This window comes from Armatimonadota bacterium (assembly GCA_018268395.1).
Lineage (GTDB): Bacteria > Armatimonadota > Fimbriimonadia > Fimbriimonadales > Fimbriimonadaceae > JAEURO01.
On sequence record JAFDWQ010000009.1, the window covers coordinates 203,386 to 223,621 of the forward strand.

At 64.5% G+C, this 20,236-nt stretch carries 14 protein-coding genes; 8 read left to right on the forward strand and 6 right to left on the reverse strand.

Annotated features, from left to right (window positions below):
* Window positions 1–199: 199 nt before the first annotated feature.
* Window positions 200–589, forward strand: a complete 390-nt coding sequence (locus tag JST30_14550) for an RNHCP domain-containing protein (protein ID MBS1715545.1) — start codon at window positions 200–202, stop codon at window positions 587–589.
* A gap of 37 nt (window positions 590–626) precedes the next feature.
* Here JST30_14550 and JST30_14555 read toward each other — a convergent pair whose 3' ends face one another.
* Both JST30_14555 and JST30_14560 read right to left on the reverse strand, forming a co-directional pair.
* Window positions 627–1,031 (reverse strand): hypothetical protein, encoded by a 405-nt coding sequence (locus JST30_14555; GenBank protein MBS1715546.1) that lies wholly within the window; start codon window positions 1,029–1,031, stop codon window positions 627–629.
* 342 nt (window positions 1,032–1,373) lie between these two features.
* Window positions 1,374–2,891 carry an FAD-dependent oxidoreductase gene (locus JST30_14560; protein ID MBS1715547.1) on the reverse strand — a complete coding sequence of 506 codons (1,518 nt, stop codon included), beginning with the start codon at window positions 2,889–2,891 and terminating at the stop codon, window positions 1,374–1,376.
* A 90-nt stretch (window positions 2,892–2,981) separates the two neighbouring features.
* Between JST30_14560 and ftcD the strand changes: the two genes are divergently transcribed.
* The 3 genes from ftcD to JST30_14575 all read left to right on the forward strand — a co-directional run bounded on the left by ftcD (window position 2,982) and on the right by JST30_14575 (window position 6,611).
* Complete coding sequence (gene ftcD / locus JST30_14565; protein MBS1715548.1) at window positions 2,982–4,673, forward strand: glutamate formimidoyltransferase; 1,692 nt, start codon at window positions 2,982–2,984, stop codon at window positions 4,671–4,673.
* A gap of 104 nt (window positions 4,674–4,777) precedes the next feature.
* Complete coding sequence (locus tag JST30_14570) at window positions 4,778–6,034, forward strand: hypothetical protein (protein ID MBS1715549.1); 1,257 nt, start codon at window positions 4,778–4,780, stop codon at window positions 6,032–6,034.
* A complete protein-coding gene (locus JST30_14575) occupies window positions 6,024–6,611 on the forward strand; it encodes a hypothetical protein (GenBank protein MBS1715550.1) in 588 nt (195 codons plus the stop codon). The genes JST30_14570 and JST30_14575 overlap by 11 nt, the downstream gene beginning before the upstream one ends.
* A 66-nt stretch (window positions 6,612–6,677) precedes the next feature.
* Here JST30_14575 and JST30_14580 read toward each other — a convergent pair whose 3' ends face one another.
* On the reverse strand, window positions 6,678–8,165 hold the full coding sequence (locus JST30_14580) for a hypothetical protein (protein MBS1715551.1): 1,488 nt from the start codon (window positions 8,163–8,165) through the stop codon (window positions 6,678–6,680).
* 147 nt (window positions 8,166–8,312) lie between these two features.
* Entirely contained in the window at window positions 8,313–12,158 is a 3,846-nt protein-coding gene (locus JST30_14585) for a hypothetical protein (protein ID MBS1715552.1), read from the reverse strand.
* A 172-nt stretch (window positions 12,159–12,330) separates the two neighbouring features.
* Between JST30_14585 and JST30_14590 the strand changes: the two genes are divergently transcribed.
* The 4 genes from JST30_14590 to JST30_14605 are packed head-to-tail and all read left to right on the forward strand — an operon-like array spanning window position 12,331 to window position 18,643.
* Window positions 12,331–12,741, forward strand: a complete 411-nt coding sequence (locus JST30_14590; GenBank protein MBS1715553.1) for a hypothetical protein — start codon at window positions 12,331–12,333, stop codon at window positions 12,739–12,741.
* A gap of 51 nt (window positions 12,742–12,792) precedes the next feature.
* Window positions 12,793–13,995: a TolC family protein gene (locus JST30_14595; protein MBS1715554.1), complete on the forward strand. Its 1,203-nt coding sequence runs from the start codon at window positions 12,793–12,795 to the stop codon at window positions 13,993–13,995.
* Window positions 13,992–15,542: an efflux RND transporter periplasmic adaptor subunit gene (locus JST30_14600; protein ID MBS1715555.1), complete on the forward strand. Its 1,551-nt coding sequence runs from the start codon at window positions 13,992–13,994 to the stop codon at window positions 15,540–15,542. Before JST30_14595 ends, JST30_14600 begins: the two co-directional genes overlap by 4 nt.
* Entirely contained in the window at window positions 15,542–18,643 is a 3,102-nt protein-coding gene (locus JST30_14605; protein ID MBS1715556.1) for an efflux RND transporter permease subunit, read from the forward strand. Before JST30_14600 ends, JST30_14605 begins: the two co-directional genes overlap by 1 nt.
* Before the next feature lie 56 nt (window positions 18,644–18,699).
* Here JST30_14605 and JST30_14610 read toward each other — a convergent pair whose 3' ends face one another.
* Together JST30_14610 and JST30_14615 are read right to left on the reverse strand one after the other, a co-directional pair.
* Window positions 18,700–18,849, reverse strand: a complete 150-nt coding sequence (locus JST30_14610) for a hypothetical protein (protein MBS1715557.1) — start codon at window positions 18,847–18,849, stop codon at window positions 18,700–18,702.
* A 210-nt stretch (window positions 18,850–19,059) separates the two neighbouring features.
* Complete coding sequence (locus tag JST30_14615) at window positions 19,060–20,109, reverse strand: hypothetical protein (GenBank protein ID MBS1715558.1); 1,050 nt, start codon at window positions 20,107–20,109, stop codon at window positions 19,060–19,062.
* Window positions 20,110–20,236: the final 127 nt, after the last annotated feature.

Sequence of the window (20,236 nt, forward strand, 5' to 3'; positions counted from 1 at the left end):
CGAAACCCGCCGACGGGCTGAGGTACACTGTCGGTTCCCTTAACGGGAGGCTGACTATGACGAACACTGTCCTTGTGTCCTTGAACGCCGCCTCCCCGGCACGCGCCTAGTCCGCGCATCCGGGTTCGGGCCCGGCGTTTCTCTGTCCCTTCGCACGGCTTTGTCGTGCCTGGACCGTTGTGAGAAACGAACAAGACACTTGAAACCAGAACCACATTCGCGCGACCGGAAGCGGGCGCGCCATCGTCGTGAGAAGGACTTTCCGGAGGCCTTCACGTGCCGGAACTGCGGCCTTTACGTCCCTTGCTTTGGCTTCGGGACGGAGCACCGCAACCACTGTCCGAACTGCTTGTGCTGCGTCCACTTGGACGTCGAACCCGGTGACAGGGACGCCGACTGCGGCGCCTTGATGGAACCGATCGCCGTCTGGGTGCGCAAGGGAGGAGAGTGGGCCGTCATCCACCGTTGTCGGAAATGCGGTTCGCTGAGTTCGAACCGTACGGCGTCGGACGACAACCCGACCTTGCTGATGTCGCTCGCCGTCAAGCCCCTCGCCCAGCCGCCCTTCCCTCTGGAGCGGCTGGGGTGAGGGCGGACTTCAAATCAGAGGCCAAAGGATCGGCGCCTCATCGGTCGGCGGTCTTGTCGGCCGAGGTGCGGACTGACCCGTCTAGGAACTTCAAGAGGTCTGTTCGATAGTCGGTGGCCTTTTCGTTGAACTGCAGTCTACGATGAGGCACGTCGACGTTCAAATACGCTTCTGCATACGGGACTCCTTCCGCTTCCTCTTCGCCGAAGAAGAGCTTCATCGCAATAGGGGAGACTCGCATCTGCGACGGGTCGGAATTGAGGGCCATGACTGCAAAGTAGACCGCCTCAGGCGGTTTCCGGTTCTTCTGAAGCTGGCCCGCACGGGTGAACACGCTGTGGACGAATCGTTCTCCTTCGTCGCCCGTGATCGCCAGATGGCCTCGGCCCGCCCATACGGTCAGCTGCGGATCGTCCGGCTGTGGCTGGACTTTCCTCCACATCTTGGAAAGGATCACGGAAACAGCGATTGGTTTGCCTTTCCAAGTCGCGGTTCCAGACAACCTGATCTCTGGCCCTTCCAGATCTGGTTTCAAGAAGAAGACCGAGTCGATCCACCCTTGTTCACTTTCTGAGTCGACTATCGGCGGGCTCGCAAGAGTCGCCTTTCCTTTCAACTGTTCGACGGGCGGAACGGAATAGCCGGTGCCCTTTGGCTCCGTCGCGCGTTTCGCACACGCTACGACCATCGGAAGAACGATAAGGAGAGTGAGGGCTCGCAACGTGCCAAGTCTGGCAGACGATGATTGGTAGAGATCCAGCCTTTCCTTCGCGGACGGATGACTTCATGGCCCCATGCGTTCCAACGGCTTGGTGGCCGGACCATGGACGACGGTGCCGTCGTAGGCGAACCGTGACCCGTGACACGGGCAGTCCCATGTCTTTTCGGCCGGGTTCCAGGTCACTTGGCACCCCATGTGGGTGCACGATGCGGACACGATCACCAGCTCTCCCGACTGGGTGCAGTGGGCGGCACCATGGCCGTCCTGGAGTTGAACGATCACCGATTCTCCGGGAGCGAGCCCGACGAGGTTGTCCCGCTCCGCGGGGCGGACGAGCCCGCCGACCAGGTGCCCGGCGACGTTGACGTTCTCCTTGACCGCTTCCGGCACCATCGCCCAATCGAACCGGCCCGGTGAGTAGAGCTCCGACCAAGGGTTCTCCTGTCCGGTCAAGTCGTCGGCAAGGATGCGCGCGGCGGCGAAGCCTTGGGCCATGCCCCACCCGTTGAAGCCGGTCGCGGTCAAGACCCGCTGTTTCGCGTTGAGCCTGCCGACGAACGGCACCCTGTCGGGCGTGAAGTTGTCTTGAGTCGACCACATGTGGAGCACCTGTTTGACAGGAAAGTGCGCCCGTGCCCACTCGATGAGCTTCTGATAGCAGAGCCCTGTCTCCGGTTCCTGTCCCACCTTATGGTGGCCGTGCCCGGCGATCAAGACGTCCTTGCCCCTTAGGGACGCGCGCCGGAAGGAGCCGATGTCCACGGGATCGGTGGAAATGCACAGGCCCTCTGGGACGTCACCGTCCAGTTCGAACGCTGCCGCATACGAACGATAAGGGGACAGCTTCGCCACGTAAAGGGCCGTGTCGTGGACCGGATAGTTGGTCGCCATCACGACGTGGCCGGCATGGATCTCGCCGCTGTCCAACTTGACCGTGCACAGGTCGCTCCCCTCTCTGAGCTCGATGCAACGCGAACGCTCGTAGAACGCCACACCGCCTTTCTGCGCCTCTTCGACGAGGCCTTGCAAGAATTTCACCGGATGGTAAAGGGCTTGGCCGTCCAGGCGGACGCCGCCCCGGACGTCGAACGGGACGCACGTCCCGTCGAGGGTCGTCGGAATGCCCAAGTCTTGACACGCCCTGTGCTCCTCCATGACCGCATGGAGCCCTTCTTCAGAAACCGCGTACGTGCAGGCGAAGTCTTCCTCCAGGTCGCAATCGATGCCGTACGTGGAGACGGCGTCACGGACGAACCGGATGCCCCAAGTGTTCGCCTCGTAGTAGTCCCACGCCATTTTCGCACCGACCGCTTTGGTCAAGTGGGCGTAGATCAGGTCGTGGAGCGCCGTGAGCTTGCCGGTGGTGTGACCCGTGACGCCCGTCAACATCCGGCTGCCCTCGATCAGGGCCACGCTCAGCCCGCTCCCGCGCAAAAAGAACGCCGTCGCGAAGCCCACGATCCCGCCTCCCACGATCAGGACGTCGAACGTCGATCCCGGGGGCACTTGCGGCCATCCAGAGCGGTCTGACGAGGCCAGCCACAGCGACTGACGGTTGACGGTCTGGACGGACGCTTCCATCGTTCCTATCGACGACAGCGGACATAAGAGCAGCATAAGGAAGAGGGGCCGGGCCGGACGCCGTGTCAGGCAAAGGGTAGAACCAGCGTCATGAGCCGACCCCTGGTCGAGTGCGTCCCTAACTTTTCTGAAGGCCGCGACGAATCCGTGATCCGCGCCATCGCAGAAGCCGTCCGGAGCGTCGATGGCGTCAGGCTCCTCGACGTCGACCCGGGTCAGGCGACGAACCGCACCGTCTACACGTTCGTCGGCCCGCCCGAACCCGTGGTCGAGGCCGCTGTCCGAGCGGCGAAGGCAGGGTGCGCCCTGATCGACATGTCGAAGCACCACGGCGAACACCCGAGGTTCGGGGCCCTCGACGTGTGCCCGCTCGTCCCGATCGCGGACATCACCATGGACGAAACGGTGGAGTGGTCGAAGACGCTGGCGCGGCGGCTCGGCGAGGAGGCCGGACTTTCGGTGTACCTATACGAGCGGTCCTCCGTGCAAGACCATCGGCGGAACCTTGCCGACGTCCGGGCCGGCGAGTACGAGGGATTAGAGGAAAAGCTCCGGCAACCCGGTTGGACGCCTGATTTCGGCCCGTCTGCGTTTCAACCGAAAACAGGGGCGACCGCCGTCGGCGCACGCCCGATCCTCGTGGCTTACAACGTCAATTTGAATACTACATCGACTCGACGGGCCAACGCCGTCGCGTTCGATATTCGGGAGCGGGGGCGCGTCAAACGCCACGGAGACCCTCTCGTCGGGGACGTCGTTCGTGACGAGAATGGCGAGCCGATCTACGAGCCGGGTGCCCTGAAAAACGTCAAAGCGATCGGATGGTTCATCGAGGAGTACGGCGTCGCACAGGTCTCGATCAACTTGACCGATATCGTCGAGACGCCCCTCCACAAGGTTTTCGACGAAGCCTGCGACCGGGCTCAGGCCCGTGGAATGCGCGTGACGGGCTCGGAACTCGTCGGCCTGGTACCCCTGTCCTGCCTCCTGGAGGCAGGCCGCTTTTTCCTCAAGAAGCAGCAACGGTCGACGGGCGTTTCCGACTCGGAACTGATCAAGATCGCGGTCAAGAGCATGGGCTTGGACGAACTCGGCCCGTTCGATCCGCAAAGGAAGGTCATCGAATACGCGATGCGGGACGCTGGCCCGAAGCGGCTCGTCGACATGAGCGTCAGGCGATTCGTCGAGGAGACCGCGAGCGAGTCGGCCGCTCCCGGCGGCGGTTCGATCTCAGCGACGATGGGAGCCATGGGGGCTGCCCTTGCCACGATGGTCGCCAACCTCTCTAGCCACAAGAGGGGCTGGGACGACCGCTGGGAGGAGTTTTCCGACGCCGCCGATGCGGGCAAGGCCTGCCACGACACACTGTTGCGCCTCGTCGACGACGACACCGACGCTTTCAACGCCTTGATGGAGGCGTTCGGATTGCCGAAAAGGACGGACGACGAAAAGGCGCTTCGGTCGGCGGCCGTTCAGTCCGCGACGAAGGGCGCGGTCGAGATCCCCCTTGCCGTCATGCGCACTTCGCTCGAAGCGATGGCCGTGGTGAAAGCGATGGCGGAGACAGGCAATCCGAACTCGGTCAGCGACGCCGGCGTCGGTGCCTTGGCGGCGACCGCAGCCGTCCGCGGCGCGGCCCTCAACGTCAAGATCAACTGTGCTTCGATCAAGGACAAAGGCTTCGTCGAGACGGCCCTTGCAGAAGCGGCAGAGATTGAAGCGAAGGCCGTAGCACTCGAAAGGGACATCTTGGCGACGGTCGAAAGGACCATGTCCGGATAAGCGACCCGGAACGTGTCGGAAAGGTCCCGATGGGGCCGGATCGGTCCGCAACCCTTCACGGCGACGGGCTGTATCGGAAAGTGTGCAGTTTGGAGAAGCCTCCGATGACTGACCACGGACACGATCCTACCGACCCGCGCGCGGTCCGAGACCGGCACTACGAACGCGTCCAAAGCTTTCGTGAAGCGACCCGTCGCGAAGTCCAAGAGCGCAAGTCGGAGATCGACGCCCTCAGAGCCCAAAGACGCGACCTTCGGCTTTCGGCCGCCACGACTGCCGGCACGATCGGCCTTCGTTACAACCCCGAGACGAACACCTTCGTCCGGCTGGTCGGAGCCATGCCGGAAGAAGTCGTCGTTCCGGACGCTGTGGCACGCCCGGAGCCGATGGCTCCCGAACCGCGCTCGACCCAGGAGCCGGCGAAACTCAAAGACGGACCCGCTGACCCGGCCGACCGCAAGGAGTCACGGTGGGGCGTCGTGTTGGAGGTCGTCGTCTGGCTGCTCCTGATCGTGCCCGCGTTCTTCGTCGGCATGGGACTGTTCACGATCGCTGGGTTCAACTATCGGACGGACACCTGGGTTCTCACGGTCAGTCCCCTGCTCGGTTTCAGCGTCCTCGCGGGTCTGAAGATCCTCGTTTCCAACCTGTGGCGACTGGTCGCACACGCCCAAGCGTTGGGCCATCCTTACTGGGGCCGTCTGCCCGTCGCTGCCGCGGTCACGCTCGGTGGTTGCCTTCTCGACGCCCACCTCGGTGCGATGGCGCTCAGACAGTATCTGGTCAACCGCGCGTTCACAGAGTCGAGCGTGCCGCCCTATCCCCAACTGTTCTTGCTCGCCTTGGCGATCACGTGTCCGTTGATCCTCGCCAGCGCCGCCTTGACGTACATCAAGGGGCTCAAGGAGCCGAGCCGAGAAGACCGGGAACGTGCGCGGGCCGAACGGGCCCAAGCAAGACTTGAGGCGGAAGAAGCCGAGAGGCGCGCCAAGGCCGAAAGCGAAAAGGCCGCCCACCGCACCGCCCTTGCCGCAAAGATCGAAGCCGAGTACGGCGACCAAAGAGACTCTGCTGCGGCCAAGTACGCCGCGCTGAGAGCCCTCGACGACCAGCGGAGCGAAGACTGGGCCACGCTCAAGTCCAACGCCGAATTCAAGTGCCTTCAAGGCCTGATCGGTCAGATCGACGTTCTTTCGACCGAAATCTCCGAACAGGAGCGGGACTTGACGAACTTTAAGATCGCTCGAGGATTCGAAAAGGCAGATGAGTTTCCGAACGGCAAGCCCAACGTCGCGTCGGCCGATGGGCCGCCCGTCCAATCCGCGGAAGAGGCACCACAGGGAGAAGCGTATGCGAGCTGAAACTGCGGCCGGATGCCTCGCACTCGCGTCGCTCTTGTCCGGATGCGGCACGTCGCACGCGGAGACCGGACAGAAGTCCGACGGCGCCGCCGTCAGGCCCTCGACGGTCGTCATCGCCCTCGATACGTCGACTTCCGCCAAGGCGATCCATGAGGAGTTGTACAACCGGATCGTCCGTCAGATGGAGGACATGCCGCCCAAGTCGCACCTCGTCGTTTTCCGGTTCGATTCCTCTCCCGCCGAGATTTACGACGGGCCCGCCATCAACGACGGGGCCGAAGCCGGCCGTCGCCTGAAGCCCGAACTTCAATGGCGCTCGAAGACGACGGGCACCAATCTCGCGAAACTCTTCGACCGGATCGACAAACGTCTCTTAGCGGGCTCGTCCGACATCGAGATCCACGTCTACACGGATTGCGGCACGGAAGAGATGTCCGAAAAGGACGACGGTGCCGTCCACAAAATCACCGATCGCTGGAAGGCGGACGGCGACGTCCACGTCGCGTTCCACGGGGTCAAGACCGGCCACCGCGAAGCCCTTCGCGATCTCGTCGCCTTTCCCGTCGAAATCGACTGAGCCGAATCCAGGCCCCCACATCAAGCAGGAAGGACCCGTCCGACCCGGACGACCGGAGCGGCGGGCTCATTCGAAGTGCCACTTGACCTGGTCGTGCTCGACGCACCATCCGGGGACCGACGAAGGCCCGATGCACCGGACGGAATAGCGTGCTCGGACGAGCCTGTCCGTCCGGATGTACCGCTTGATGTCGCCGGTCGCTTCAAGTTCGTCCGATCGCCACTGTCGGGTCATCGGATCGGTCCGCACGTCCGTCGGGTCATAGTCTCCACGCCGAAAGTCGTAAAGCTCGAGAGTCTGCCGGAACAACCCCGAGACCATGGCTCGAGAGACGGCGGCCAGGCTGAGTTTCGTATAGGTGGCATTGGGGGAGAAAGCGCTCAAAGTGACTTGGACGGGCGGGACTTGCAGGTTTGGGACCGTGAACTTGCAAACACGGAAAACGTCCCCATCGTTGGCGCTGAAACTGAAGTAGTCCCCGAGGGCCAGCCAACCGATGTTCACCGTGGCGGCCGCTGGAAAGACGTCGTCGCCGTAGACGGGTACGGCGATGAAAGGCGTTCCGGGAACCCCGTGGAACGTTCCCGTGCCGAAGACGCGGCCGTCTGGACCGACCGCGACCACTTCTTGGAGCGTCCATCCTTGGGTCGAAGGATCGATCATCGTGTTCATGTCGGACAGCGCCCATCCCGGAGCGCGCCAGAACGCCGCGCTCAGCCCGGTAAAGCCGTACACGTCGCCATGAGGTGAAACGGCCCGTGCCATGCTCGTCAGCCCACCGTCGTCTAGGAGCGTCGGCACGGTGGCCCGCCACACGACAGCCCTGTTCCGGCCACTGAGCTGGCAGTACCCCACCACGGTCTCGGAGCTCGATCCGCTGAGGGCGAAACTATGGGAAGAGGTCAGGGGATGTGGCAACAACTCTGGCCCGCCGTTCGGGTTCCAGCGCGTCGCCCGGTCTTCCACCGCCGTTTGTCCCAGGTACTGACGGCTTGTGCCGACGATGTAGCCTCCCGGAAGCATGTCCGAGGGCCAGGCCGCGTTCGTTCCGGCCAAGGGCTGAAGGACCTGATAGCCGGACGTCGGTGACCAGCGGTAAGGCCTCTCTGTCCTGGGATCGCCGTTGCCTGCACGGACCACGACGTTGCCGACCTCGTCACAGCCGAGGCCCGTCGCTTGCGTCTGACCGTCCGGAATACCGATGGGAGTGACCGTGCCGTCTTGCGACCAACTCACCGCGCCCGGTCGACCGATCACGTCGAAAATCTGACCGGCCAGTTGCCCGGTCACGGACCCACCCATGCACTTCGAGTCGGGCTGCCATGCAAGACCGGGGAGGAAATCGTAGCCGCCCTCAGGCGTACCCGCATAAGCATAGGTTCCTGATTCCAATCGGGCAAAACCGACGATGCGACCGTCCCGAGACATGTTCAAGGGCGTATACGATAACGCTCCTGGAGGCCCGTCCAATTGATAGACCTTGAAGCCGGTCAGCACCTGAGCCGATGAAAAGCACCATGCGGACACGAACAGGCTCATCGCGAAGGACCGCATGGCAACAGTATAGCGACGGTTCGATGACTCCGTGGAATCACGTCAAGGTTCCACGGAGCCTGCCGAGGGCTCAGCCCTGCCGATCACGCCGTGACCGTCACGCCGTCTCGGTTCGAAACGTCCGTGGCTGTCCGCTCCCCCGAGCCTTCAGCCCTTCACGCTCAGCACCGATTCCGAACTGCGCGAGCCGTCAGTGGCGACGAGTTTGACCACGGGCGCCTTCAGATCGCCGCCAAAGTCGAACTCCACGCTGGTCGCGGTCTTTTCGACGAGCGCGTCGCTCCATACCTCGCCGTCCGGCGAATACAGCACGCTGTACAGGAGCGGAGAGCCGTTCGAGGAAGCGCCCTTCCACTCCAACTTGACGCGCCTGTCCCCGTCGGTCACGCGGGGCGTCGAACCGACCCACTCGAGGGTCGGCGGTGCAGGACTGAAGGCCACTCTGTCGAGGGTCCCGTCCGGCCCGACAAGTTCGATGCCGGCCAAGCCCGCCGGCCTCTCGATGCGTGCGCTGAACGATGAAGAGTATCGGGGGCGCGGGGCGTCGCCCCACGTCCAGTCCACGCAGACGGGCACGCGCGACAGGACTTTGCCCGACGCGTCCTTGAGCACGATCGCGTGCTCGGTCTTGCCGTTCCAGGCCGGATCCGGGACTCCCGAACCCGTGTACACGGGCGCGAGGCGTCCCTTCACGTTTCCGCCGATCCGCGCGAACACGCCGCTGACATCGATCACGTCAGGGTCGGGAGCTGCTTGGAACGCGTCGAGAAGGTGCTTGTACGCCCCCTGAGTGATCCACCTTGAACTGTCGTTGTCTCCGACGCTCGCCGGGCCCATCATCGGCCAAGCCATGTCGAACCGCTTACGGAACGGAGTGTTCGGGAAGATCTTCACGCCTGCGCCGATGTCCCGCACAGGGTTGTTGTGCCAGACCTGGGAGAACTCCGACTGCATCTCGTTGACGGACCACAGGAACGGTGACGCGTGCGTCGTTTCGTGCAGGATCGTCATCCACCGGGCGAAGGGCCGTTGGATGACGATCGCCTTTTGGTTCTTCGTAAACGCCGCTGTGCCGTCGCTCTTGAAGTACGTCCGATCGAAATCGTCGGGGTCGAGCACACAGATCACCTTTCCGTTGCCTGATAGCCTGGAGTAGACGGTCGCGAAGTTGGCCAAAGCGGCAGCGACGCCTTCCGTCCGGGCTTCCTCCCGCGCGATTTCGGGAGAACTGACCAGTTGGGACCACAGCCACCCGGTGACGCCGAGCGTGCTGGCTTCCTCATCGAGCTTCGTGAAGTCGTGCAGGGGCAGTAGCGTACAGCGCATCCCGCCCGCTGGGACGGGGAAGACGGCCTGCCCCCACAGCCCCGTCGCCCGCGACGCCTCGATGGTCGCGCGCATCAACTCCTGCGTCTGCAACGCGGTCCTTGGCGTCAAGAAGGCCGGCATGAAATAGAGGGCGGGGGCGGTCGTCGTCACGGCTTCACCGGACACCGTCGCAAAGATCCCGGTCGGCCGGCCGTCCTTCGTCACGAGCTCGGCCCTGAGTTCGTACGGCCCTGGAGAGAACGTGAACGGTCTGAAGGTGCTGTTCTCTTCAGGAAGGCCGGCCATATTGGTGACCCGGGTCTCAAAGCTCTGGGGAGGGCCGGGCGAGCCCGAGACCGCGAGGTAGTCCACGGACATCGGGCTTTCGTAGACCAACGACGAACCGCCGTTCTGCTGAAGCGTCACCCGCAGATAGACCGTCTCTCTGGCGGTGCCGTGGGTCGTACCTCGCAGAACGATGCTGTAGTGGAAGTTCGCTGCGCCGTCGGGATCACGGAGCAAGCCCGCCACAAGGGTCGGCTTGCCGGCGACCATCTTGAGCTCGGCCCGCCACGCGTTCGGAGCGAGCCGGACGATGCGCTTATCAGGCTGGTCGGCGAAGTACTCGTCGTCTTGCCAGACGGATTGCACCGGTTCGAACCAGCCTTCGATGCCGTCCGAAGGCTGTAGCTCCGGCGTGCTCGCTGGAGGAGGTGGCGGCGGGGACAGTCCAGGCTGCCCTTCCGTCTCGCCGGGCCAAGGGTAGGACAGTTTAGGGAACAGTTTCCAGTCCAGACCGAAGTCGACTTTGGGAAGGTCGGTCGGTGGAGGCGGGTCTGTCTTAGGCGGCTCGGGCGGCGGCGGGACGTTCACGGGCGGTGCCGGATGGCACGCCTCTGACACGATGACGACCGTCCGGAGACCTTCGAAGGACGAACGGATTTCCTCTTCACCATGGCGGTGACAGCAGTACTGGCGGTCGGACACGAGGCCTGTGACGCCCTTCGGATCGTCGAATTGGGCGGGTTGGCGCAAGGCCGCCGCTCGGACACAGTGGCCGAAATCTCCCCGCACGGTGATGCTTCCGCCGGGCCGGACCGCAGCCGTCGTCAAGAACTCGACGCGCGGCGACGACTTCGTCTTCGGGTTGTAGACGCGGTAGTACACCGGCGCGTCGCTGTCGTTGAAGAACGTGATCTCCTTGATGCAGCACTCGTCTTCGGGAGGTGCGGCCGCGATCTGGCGGTCGGGGACGCTGAGGACGCGACCGATCGCCTTCGTCAGGTCGATGCTGACTCCGAGTTCGACCTGGAACGTCCCGCGTCCGTTCTTGTCGCAGTGCACCGTGCCTGTCTCGACGCCCCCTTCATGGACGACGCCGACCTCGCAGTCTCCGGGCAACCCCTTGCCCTTTTCGTCTTTCAGTTCAACGGGGACTTCGACCGTGGTCTTCCCGGTCGCCGGATCGGTCTTTCCTGTGACGGTGCCGCACTTCGCCTCGCACGGTGGATCGTCTTCCGACTCGGGGACGGTCGGGGTCAGGTCGAACGCGACTCTGTAGACGCCGACCATCTTGCCCGTGTAACCGACCACTTTGGGCTTGTCCGCCGAGACGCGGAAGACGTGCTCGTCAAGTTGAATGAAGGGATCGCCGCCGATGATCCGCATCCAACCGTCGACGTTGCTCGTGAACGTGTACGTCCCGCGCTGGCCGACGAGTTCGGCGCGTTGATGGTCGACCTTGAAGTCCGAACGGACAAGGGTCTGGGGCAGGTTCGTGGCGTTTCCACCCGGCCCTTTCGCCGAAAGCGAAAACTTCTCGTTCCTCCCGACAAAGGGCAGGTCACCGATGAAGATCCGCTCGAACGAAGATCCGACCGAGAGCTTCAGGGGGAACGAGCCTCCACTTCCGTCGAGTAGCGCGGCCGTCCAAGTCGGCGACAGCCCGACTCCGCGGACCCGGACTCCGAGCGTCGCCGAAAGAACAGGGTCGGCGGCTGTGGCCCGGGGCTCGGACGCGGCCGGGTTCTCCACGCATTCGGTAGCGAACCGACAACCGGCCGACAATCTGGAGAACGGCAGGCAAGGGCCGTCGCCTAGGCTGGGATAGACCTGGAAATCGAACCGGAGCCTCGCCGGACTGTGCCCTGCGAACGGGACGTCCACGGCTCCGTTCCGACCGACCGGGAGGACGCGTCCGTTCCAGAGGACGGCCGAACCGCGCGCAAGCGGAGCCGAATCCGACCCGATGACTTCGAGGACCTGCACGGAGAAGGGCCGTCGAGTGTCGATGAGTCTCGGACCGTTCACTCGGAACCGGACGTCCGCCCATGCGCCGTCCGGGCCCGCCTTTTGTGCGGTCGTCTTGCCCGGGACACCGTCCTTCCACGACGTTTGGAACGCATAGGCCGCTTGGAGCTTGCCCGAAGAGTCGCGGGCGAAGGCCGCGAACTTGGTGACGGTCGTCTCGCCGGACTTCGCGTCAAAGGCGACGCTCCTGGTCTGGGCCGGCTCCTGATCGGAGCCACCGACCGGATACCGCACCCATTCCTCGAGGACCAGCTTCCCCTTTTCGGTCGTCGAAGCGTGCGCCAGCATGAAGCCGGGGCCATCGAATCGGACTTGCCGGGCTACTTGGACGTCCGCCAAGAGCACGGAAGCGAGAGACAGGCTCAAGAGTCCCATATGTTCGCCCTCACCGCGTGCCGCCCATTATGCCTAAGTCGTCAAGATTGTTCTCAGTGGCGGCGTTCGACGTGGTGTCGGTCCAGAACATCCTGGCTTCCGCACGTGAGGACGATGGTCCGATGAGGGCCACCGTACAGTCCAGGACCGGCCATACGGCATAATGCCGGCAGTGCACCGTTGGGCGGTCCTGGTCGGCATCGTCGCGCTCCTCTTCGGAGACGCGCGGTTCTGCCGCGCCGAGTACGTCCTTCCCGACGGATCCCCTTGTGGGACGTGCACGTCCCTTCCGTGCGACGTCGGACCGAAAGCTCCGACCCCGAAGGCGGAGCTGACCGCCGACCATGGTGACTGCCATGACTGTTGCCGCCTGGTCGACTGTGACGAGGGGAGCCACCACCAACCCGTCGTCAAAGCCTCGCCGACGGTCGATCTCGCGATAGCGCTCCCCTGCCTAGACGTCGTCCCGAGGTTGCCGGATTTCAAGTGCGGCGACGTCCGAAGCGTCTACGACGCCGGGACTCCGGCCACCGGGCCTCCTCCAGCCTCCGATCCGCGCGCGCCGCCGTTCCTCTCCGATTAGGCCTTTGCTCCCCGCATGGGGGGCCCGACCTTGTCACGAGACCGGAACACTTTGAAGACCGCATTCCTCATCCCGCTTTTCGGGCTGACCGCTCACGCGTCGGCCCAGCCCTTGACCCTTGACCAAGCCCTTGGGTCTGCCCGTCAGACCCGACCGGCCATCGCCGCCGCTCGACTCCGTTCGTCACAGGCGGCCAAGACCCGCGACTCTCTGGGCGCCTACCCGGCACTCAGGTTGCACGCCGGCGTCACGGACCCTCTTGCCACCGGAGGCAGCGACGACGATCTGGTCCTGACCCAACCGCTCGACGTCTTCGGAAGGACGTCCGCCGCGCGCCGCTCTGGCGACGCCCTCGTGGCCTTTGCCGAAGCCCATGTCAGGCGGACCGTGCTCGACGTCCAGTCAGAAGTCGTCGAAGCGTACATCGCCGCCGCCTCGTCGAACGAACTCGTCCGGAGCGCTGAGAAGATCGAAGACATCTACGTCCGCCTCTACGACGCCACGCGCAGGCGGGTGGACGAGGGCGTCGAACCTGGGTTCCACCTCACACAGGTTTCGCTGGACTTGGGGCAGGCCCGTCTCAAGACGAAGCTGCGCAAAGGCGAGCGTCAGGCCGCATATGAAAGGCTTGCTTCGCTGATCGGTCGGACCGTTCCGGACGAAGGCGTCGAAGGGATCCCGAGACTCGAAGGCACGGCGGTCGTACCGCCCGTCCCCGGCGATGTCAGGCCAGACCTCCAAGTCCTGGCCGCAGAACTTCAAGCTGCCCAAGCCGAACTGCGGGCCGCACGCTTGGTCGGCGCCCCCGAACTCGAACTACAAGCCCGTAGGACGCCATGGCAAGAGTCGGACGGGCGGTTCGGGTTCCGCGTCCAACTGAACGTCCCGCTCTTCGATTTTGGAAGGGCCCGCTCAGAAACGGCAGCGGCGAGGGCGAAAGTCGAAGCCGCCGAGAAGGCGCTGGCCGACGCGCGGTCGATCGCAGACGGTGAGCGCAGGTCCGCCCGGACCGAAGTCGCGGCGGCCGAGGGTCAGGTCATGGAGCACGCCGCGTTGGTCGGTCAGGCCCGTGAACTCGTCGAGCGCCTCCGTCCCGGTCTGACGGAACAAGCGACGACTCTGATCGAAGTCCTGGACGCGTCCCGCGTGTTGCGGGACATCGAGCAAGCCCACGTAGAGGCCCAAGCCCGGCTGGCGTCGGCCCGGGCCAAGCTCCTGAGGGCCGAGGGCCGTGTGTTGGAGGTCGGCCCATGACGCGGCTTTACTGGCTCTCCGTTCTCGTTGTCTTCCTGTCGGGATGCCGACCGGGCCCCGTCGCGAAAGCGGGCGAGCCGGGACACGGTGAAGACGTCCACGAGGAGACCGGACACTCGGAAGAGATCGTCCTGACAAGGGAAGCCGTGGAGACGGCCGGGATCCAAGTCGCGACGGTCCGGCGCCTTCCCGTCCAAATGCAGATCGAGGCTCCGGGGACGGTCTCGAACACGTCGCAGGGGCGCGCCGTCGTCACCCCTCCCGTCGCGGGGAAGGTCGTCCGGCTCCTCGTCAAGGTCGGCGACACGGTCCGGGCCGGACAGGCCCTTGTCGTGATGCAGTCGTCGGACCTCGCGCTCGCGGCCGCGACCGTGACCGAAGGTCAGAAGACGGTGATGTCGGCGCGCGGGGCTGTGGACGAAGCCGTTGCAGGAGTCAAAGCCGCTGAGTCCCGATTGGCGACGTCCGAACAAAGCCTGGCCCGACAGCGGAACTTCGCCAAGACCGGAGCGTTCAGCCAACCCGCCCTCCAAGCCGCACAACGGGAGTTGGCCGACGCCGAGGCCGAACTGGAGCGGGGCCGCCAAGACCAGGGATTGCACCAAGCGCAACTCGAGCGCGCCGAGCGTTTGTACCGACAGGAGCTGATTTCGCGTACGGAACTGGAGCAGGCGCGGCTCGAAGTCGCGACGGACACGATCCGCCAGAAGAACGCCGAACGCCGGATCGACCTGGCCAAGTCGGCCTTTCAACGCGAACAGCGGATCGTCGAGCAAAACCTCACGAACGCGAAAGAGGTCCAAACCGCGGAAGGGGACGTTCGGGCTGCCCGACAGGACCTCCAGCAAGCGCGCATCCGGCACGAGGCTTCGCTGACCGGGCTCCGCGCCGCCCAGCGCGGTCTCCAAGCGGCGCAGTCGGTCTACCGGGCCCAAGCCGGCAACAATCCGGCGAGCGGAGGGACCGTCACGGTCACGTCACCGATCGGCGGGGTCGTCACGGAAAGGACCGTCACCATCGGTCAGGCTGTAGAACGGACAGACGAAATGTGCGAGGTGGAGAACCTGACGAGCGTCGTCGTCGTGGCGCACGTCCCGGAACGTCAGGCTTCGGCGGCGGCCGTCGGACGGCCTGCCACGGTCTCGGTGGACGCCATTCCCGGACGCCGATGGCCGGGGATCGTCCAGGTCGTGGGGAGCCGCTTGGACGAGAAGGGCCGGACCGTCCCGGTCCATGTCCTTGTCGACAACCGGTCGGGGGCCCTGAAAGCGAACATGTTCGCGACGGTGTCCCTCGCCGTCGGGCCCGGCGCGGCCGCGCTGACCGTCGACGCGTCCGCCCTGGTCCAAGAAGGCGGCACGTCGGTCGTCTACGTCGAAGTCGAACCGGGCCACTTCGAAGAAAGGGCGGTGCAGACCGGGCGCCGACAAGGCGACACCGTCGAAGTGACGAGCGGACTGGTAGCCGGTGAGAAAGTCGTCGTCAAAGGGACGTTCGTGCTCAAGAGCGAGAAGGTCAAGAGCGGACTGAAAGGACACGAACACTGATGTTGGAGCGCGTTCTCCATTTCAGCGCCACTCAGCGGTTGCTCGTTCTGCTCGGGACGTTCGGCCTCGTCCTCTGGGGCGTCTCGGCCTGGGGGTCCTTGACCCTGGACGCCGTCCCCGACATTACGACCAACCAGGTCCAAGTCAATACGGAGACCGGAGGCATGGGCCCGGAAGAAGTCGAACGGCTCGTCACGTTCCCGATCGAGACCGCGATGGCAGGCCTCCCCGGGGTCGAAGGCACGCGCTCCTTGAGCCAGTACGGCCTCTCGCAAGTGACCGTGACGTTCAAGGACAACGTCGACACGTTCTTCGCGAGACAACTCGTGAACGAACGGCTCGGCAGCGTCGTCCCGCAACTGCCCGAAACCGTCGAGCGGCCCCAAATGGGGCCTGTTTCGACGGGCCTGGGCGACATCTACATGTTCTCTCTGGAGAGCAAGAAGCGCCCGATCCCGGAGCTTCGGGCCATGTTGGACTGGCAGATCGGGCCTCAAATCCGTGCGGTCCCTGGCGTCGCCGAACTCAACGTCGCCGACGGCCATGTCAAGCAGGTCCAGGTCGTCGCAGACGTCGACAGGTTGCGCGCCCGGGGCTTGAGCGTCCACGACCTGGTCGACGCCCTGAGGAGCAACAACCAGAACGCCGGGGGCGGCGTGGTGGACGCAGGAGGCGAAAGGACGCTGATCCGCTCCGTCGGTGCCGCCACGAAAATCGATGACGTGAAGTCCATGCCCGTAGCCACCCGGGACGGGACGCCCGTGCTCGTGCGGGACGTTGCCGACGTGGTCGACGGGACGCCCGTCGTCACCGGGCTCTCGACCAAGGACGGCGAACCTGCGCTCTTGGCCATCGCCATGATGCTCAAAGGTGCGAACGGACGCACCGTCGCCGAAGCAGTCGACAAGAAGGTCGCCACGATCCGCTCCCAGCTTCCCGAGGACGTGACCCTGACGACCGTCTACAACCGTGCGCACCTGGTCGACAAGACCGTGGAAACGGTCGAGCACAGCCTCATCGTCGGCGGAGCCCTCGTGATCGTGGTCTTGATGTCGCTCCTCGGCAACGTCCGCGGGGCCCTGATCGTGGCCACCGCCATCCCGCTTTCGATGCTCTTCGCCATCGGGATGATGAACACCTGGCACGTCTCGGGCAACCTGATGAGCCTCGGTGCGATCGACTTCGGCTTGATCGTGGACGGCGCCGTCGTGCTCGTCGAGAACGCCGTCCGCCGCGTCGCTGAGCGCAGAGAACACGCCGGGCGCACGCTGACCCGGAAGGAAGTCAGCGAGACGACGTGGAAAGCGACCCGCGAGGTGGCGAAACCCACCGCCTTCGCCGTCACGATCATCACTGTCGTCTATCTGCCGATCTTGGCCCTGGAAGGCACCGAGGGCAAAATGTTCAAACCGATGGCGCTGACGGTCGTGTTCGCGCTGTTGGGCGCCCTCGTCCTGACCCTTACCCTCGTTCCGGTCCTGGCGAGTCTTCTCCTTTCGGGCGACACGAAGGAGGCGCGCAATCCGGTCATGGGGTTCTTCGACAAGGTCTATCGCCCGACCCTCGACCTCGCATTGCGCGCCAAAGCGGCCACGGCCGGAGCCGCCGCCGTCTTCCTGGCGGTCGCAGGCGTCCTGTCCGCGACCCTCGGTTCCGAGTTCGTCCCGACCCTCGACGAAGGCGACATGGTCGTGCAGCCGATCCGGGTCAGGACGGTCAATGCCGACGAGACCGTCCGACTGGTCACGGCCGCGGAGCGCAAGGTCAAAGAGGTCCCCGAAGTCGTCACCGTCTTCTCCCGGAGCGGAACCCCCGAGGTCGCCACCGACCCGATGCCGCTCAGCATGACCGACTCCTTCATCATGCTGAAAGACCGGGAGCATTGGCGGCCCGGCTTGACGAAACAGGCCCTCCAAGAGGAGATCGAAGGCAAACTGAACGAGGTGCCCGGACAGGGCTACAACTTCTCGCAGCCCATCGAAATGCGCTTCTCGGAGCTGGTGTCCGGGGTCAAGGCGGACGTGGGGATCAAGGTCTTCGGCGAAGACCTCGACGTCATCAAGGACAAGGCCGATGAGGTCGCCTCCGTCGTGCGTTCGATCCCGGGTGCCGAAGACGTGGAAGTGGAACAGGTCGAGCCTGTTCCCGTGCTCCAGATCGATATCGACCGTACGGCGATCGCCCGTCACGGCGTCGCCGTGGACGAGATCCAAGAACTCGTACGTACCGCCCTGGGCGGAGAGGAGGTCGGCCAGATCATCGACGGGGACAAGCGGTTCGGCCTCGTCGTCCGGCTGCCGGAACGAGTGAGGAACAGCCCCGATGCCATCGCGTCCCTCCCCGTTCCGACCGCGACGGGCGCCAGCGTCCCGTTGTCCAGCCTCTCCACGATCAGCGACAAGCCCGCTCCGGCCCAGATCAGCCGCGAGAACGGCAAGCGCCGCGTCGTGGTTCAACTCAACGTCCGCGGCCGCGACCTCGGCTCGTTCGTGACGGACGCCCAACGGTCGATCCGGGAGAACATCGACCTGCCTTCCGGGACGTATATCGAGTGGGGCGGGCAGTTCGAGAACCTGCAACGCGCCACGGCGAGGCTGGCGGTCGTCGTGCCGGTCGCCCTCGGGCTGATCTTCGCGCTGCTGTTCATGACCTTCGGCTCGGTGAAGCAGGCGCTCCTGATCTTCACCGGAGTGCCGCTCGCCGCGACGGGCGGGATCGTCGCCCTTTGGGCGCGGGGGATGCCGTTCAGCATCTCGGCAGGCGTCGGACTGGTCGCGCTATCGGGCGTCGCGGTCTTGAACGGGGTCGTGATGGTCTCGGCCATCGACCGCCTCCGGTCCTCGGGCGTGGCGGTCGCGGAAGCCGTCCGTCAAGGCGCGCAGATGCGGCTCCGGCCAGTGCTCATGACGGCGCTCGTGGCCGCCTTGGGGTTCGTGCCTATGGCGGTGAACACCGGGGTCGGTTCCGAAGTGCAGCGCCCCCTCGCGACGGTCGTGATCGGCGGCATCCTCAGCGCGACGCTGCTGACGCTCGTGGTGCTTCCCGTGCTCTACGTCTGGTTCGAGGGTAAGGCCCCGGCCTCGAGCGCCGGTCCGTCCTGACCCCTTCGCCCCCTCTCCCTGACGGGGGAGAGGGGGCCATCGTATTCCGTCTCGTCCTAAGCGGCTTTGCGCTTCGACGCGCTGCCGCCCGCTTCGACGGACAGCGTCACCTGGTGCACGCCGATCGGGATCATGTCGGTCGCCTGCCCCGTGACCGTGTTCACGAACCGGTAGCCGGCCGCATAGGTGCCCGGCGGCACCGTCACGTCCGTCGAGAGCGTGCCGACGACGAACGCGAAGAAGGCCTTGCTGCGGTAACCGTCGGGCTGCGGGTTCCAGTGACTGTTCTTCAGAGGCTGAAGAAGCAGTTCCGTCTTAGAGTTGGGAGAATTCGCGCCGGTGCGGAGAAGGCACAGTTCAAAAAGAACGCCGCGTTAGCGGAGCCGAAGTCGAGAACGGAGTCGGAAAGGGGGACGTCACGTCCCCCTGACACTGCGGGCCGTTCGCTCCTTTGGAATCAGCACGAACGTCGTCGGGATACCAAGGAGATGGCCGTAGCCTGCCATCATGCCCCGGTGATTGCTGGCACTGATCCGGGGGGCGATCCAGGCAAGGCCCGCAAAGTCCACGACGTTCGTCAGGAATTCGGCCTCGCTCCCTGGTCGCCAAAGGTAGGCGTTGGCGTACCCGTTTCCGTCTGCCATTCCGTAGACAAGCCCATCGCCGAGCAGCCCGATGAATATGCCATATGACGATGCGGCAGGCCGCGGCCCGAACCACGGTTTTTCTCCGCGCTTCCACAGTGCAGGTTCGTATATCGAGCCGCCTCCGCGCACGTAGCCCGCGATGGTTCCTGTATCGTCAATGTCGTAAAGGACCGCTTGTCCCGGCAACTTCGATGGCCCGAGCGGATACGGCCCCGATGTGCCCGTCCAACGCGCCAAATAGGGGTGGCCACTTTGCGTAGTGTAGTTGCCGTAGATCTCCCCAAGGTTGTTCACCGCCAAAGCGCGCGAATCGATACTGTTGTTCGTGGGCAGGACGACTGGGGGCACAGTGGGTCGCCACAACGTCGCCTGTTCTTGACCCGTGAACTTGCTATAGCTATATCCGACGATCCACCCTTTGTCATTGACCTGACAGGGCACGCATCCGTCAAAACCGACCGCAGGTTCCAGGTACCGATAACCCTGTCGTGGCGTCCACGTGATCCCTTGCGACCATTGTCCCAATCGCCAAGTGAAGCCCACCGCAAGTTTCGAACTATTAACGTCCCATAAATGCGTGGCCTCGTTCCCATCGCAGGGGCCTGGCCACTCGACGCCACCTTCGACGGTATAGAAGTAAGGCACCTTCAGGCCGCCCCACTCACGGTTCCCGACCACGATGCCGCTGTCGCTGATGTCCTCTGCGGCGTCGGAAATGCCGTAGCCGACAGTAATGACCTTGATCGTATAGGGCCCGTAGGCTTGGGCGGAGGCCGTGACGAGTATGACGGCGAAAAAGGCGGATGTTCGTCGGTTCATGGCCATTGCCTTTATTGTCGGTACCGCGCATTCTCAAACAAGCGGGCGAGCGGCCGCGAGGCGCTCCCAGAGTGCGGCGAGCGTGGCGGGATCCGGAGGGCGTGCATACCGTCCGGCCCCGCCACTC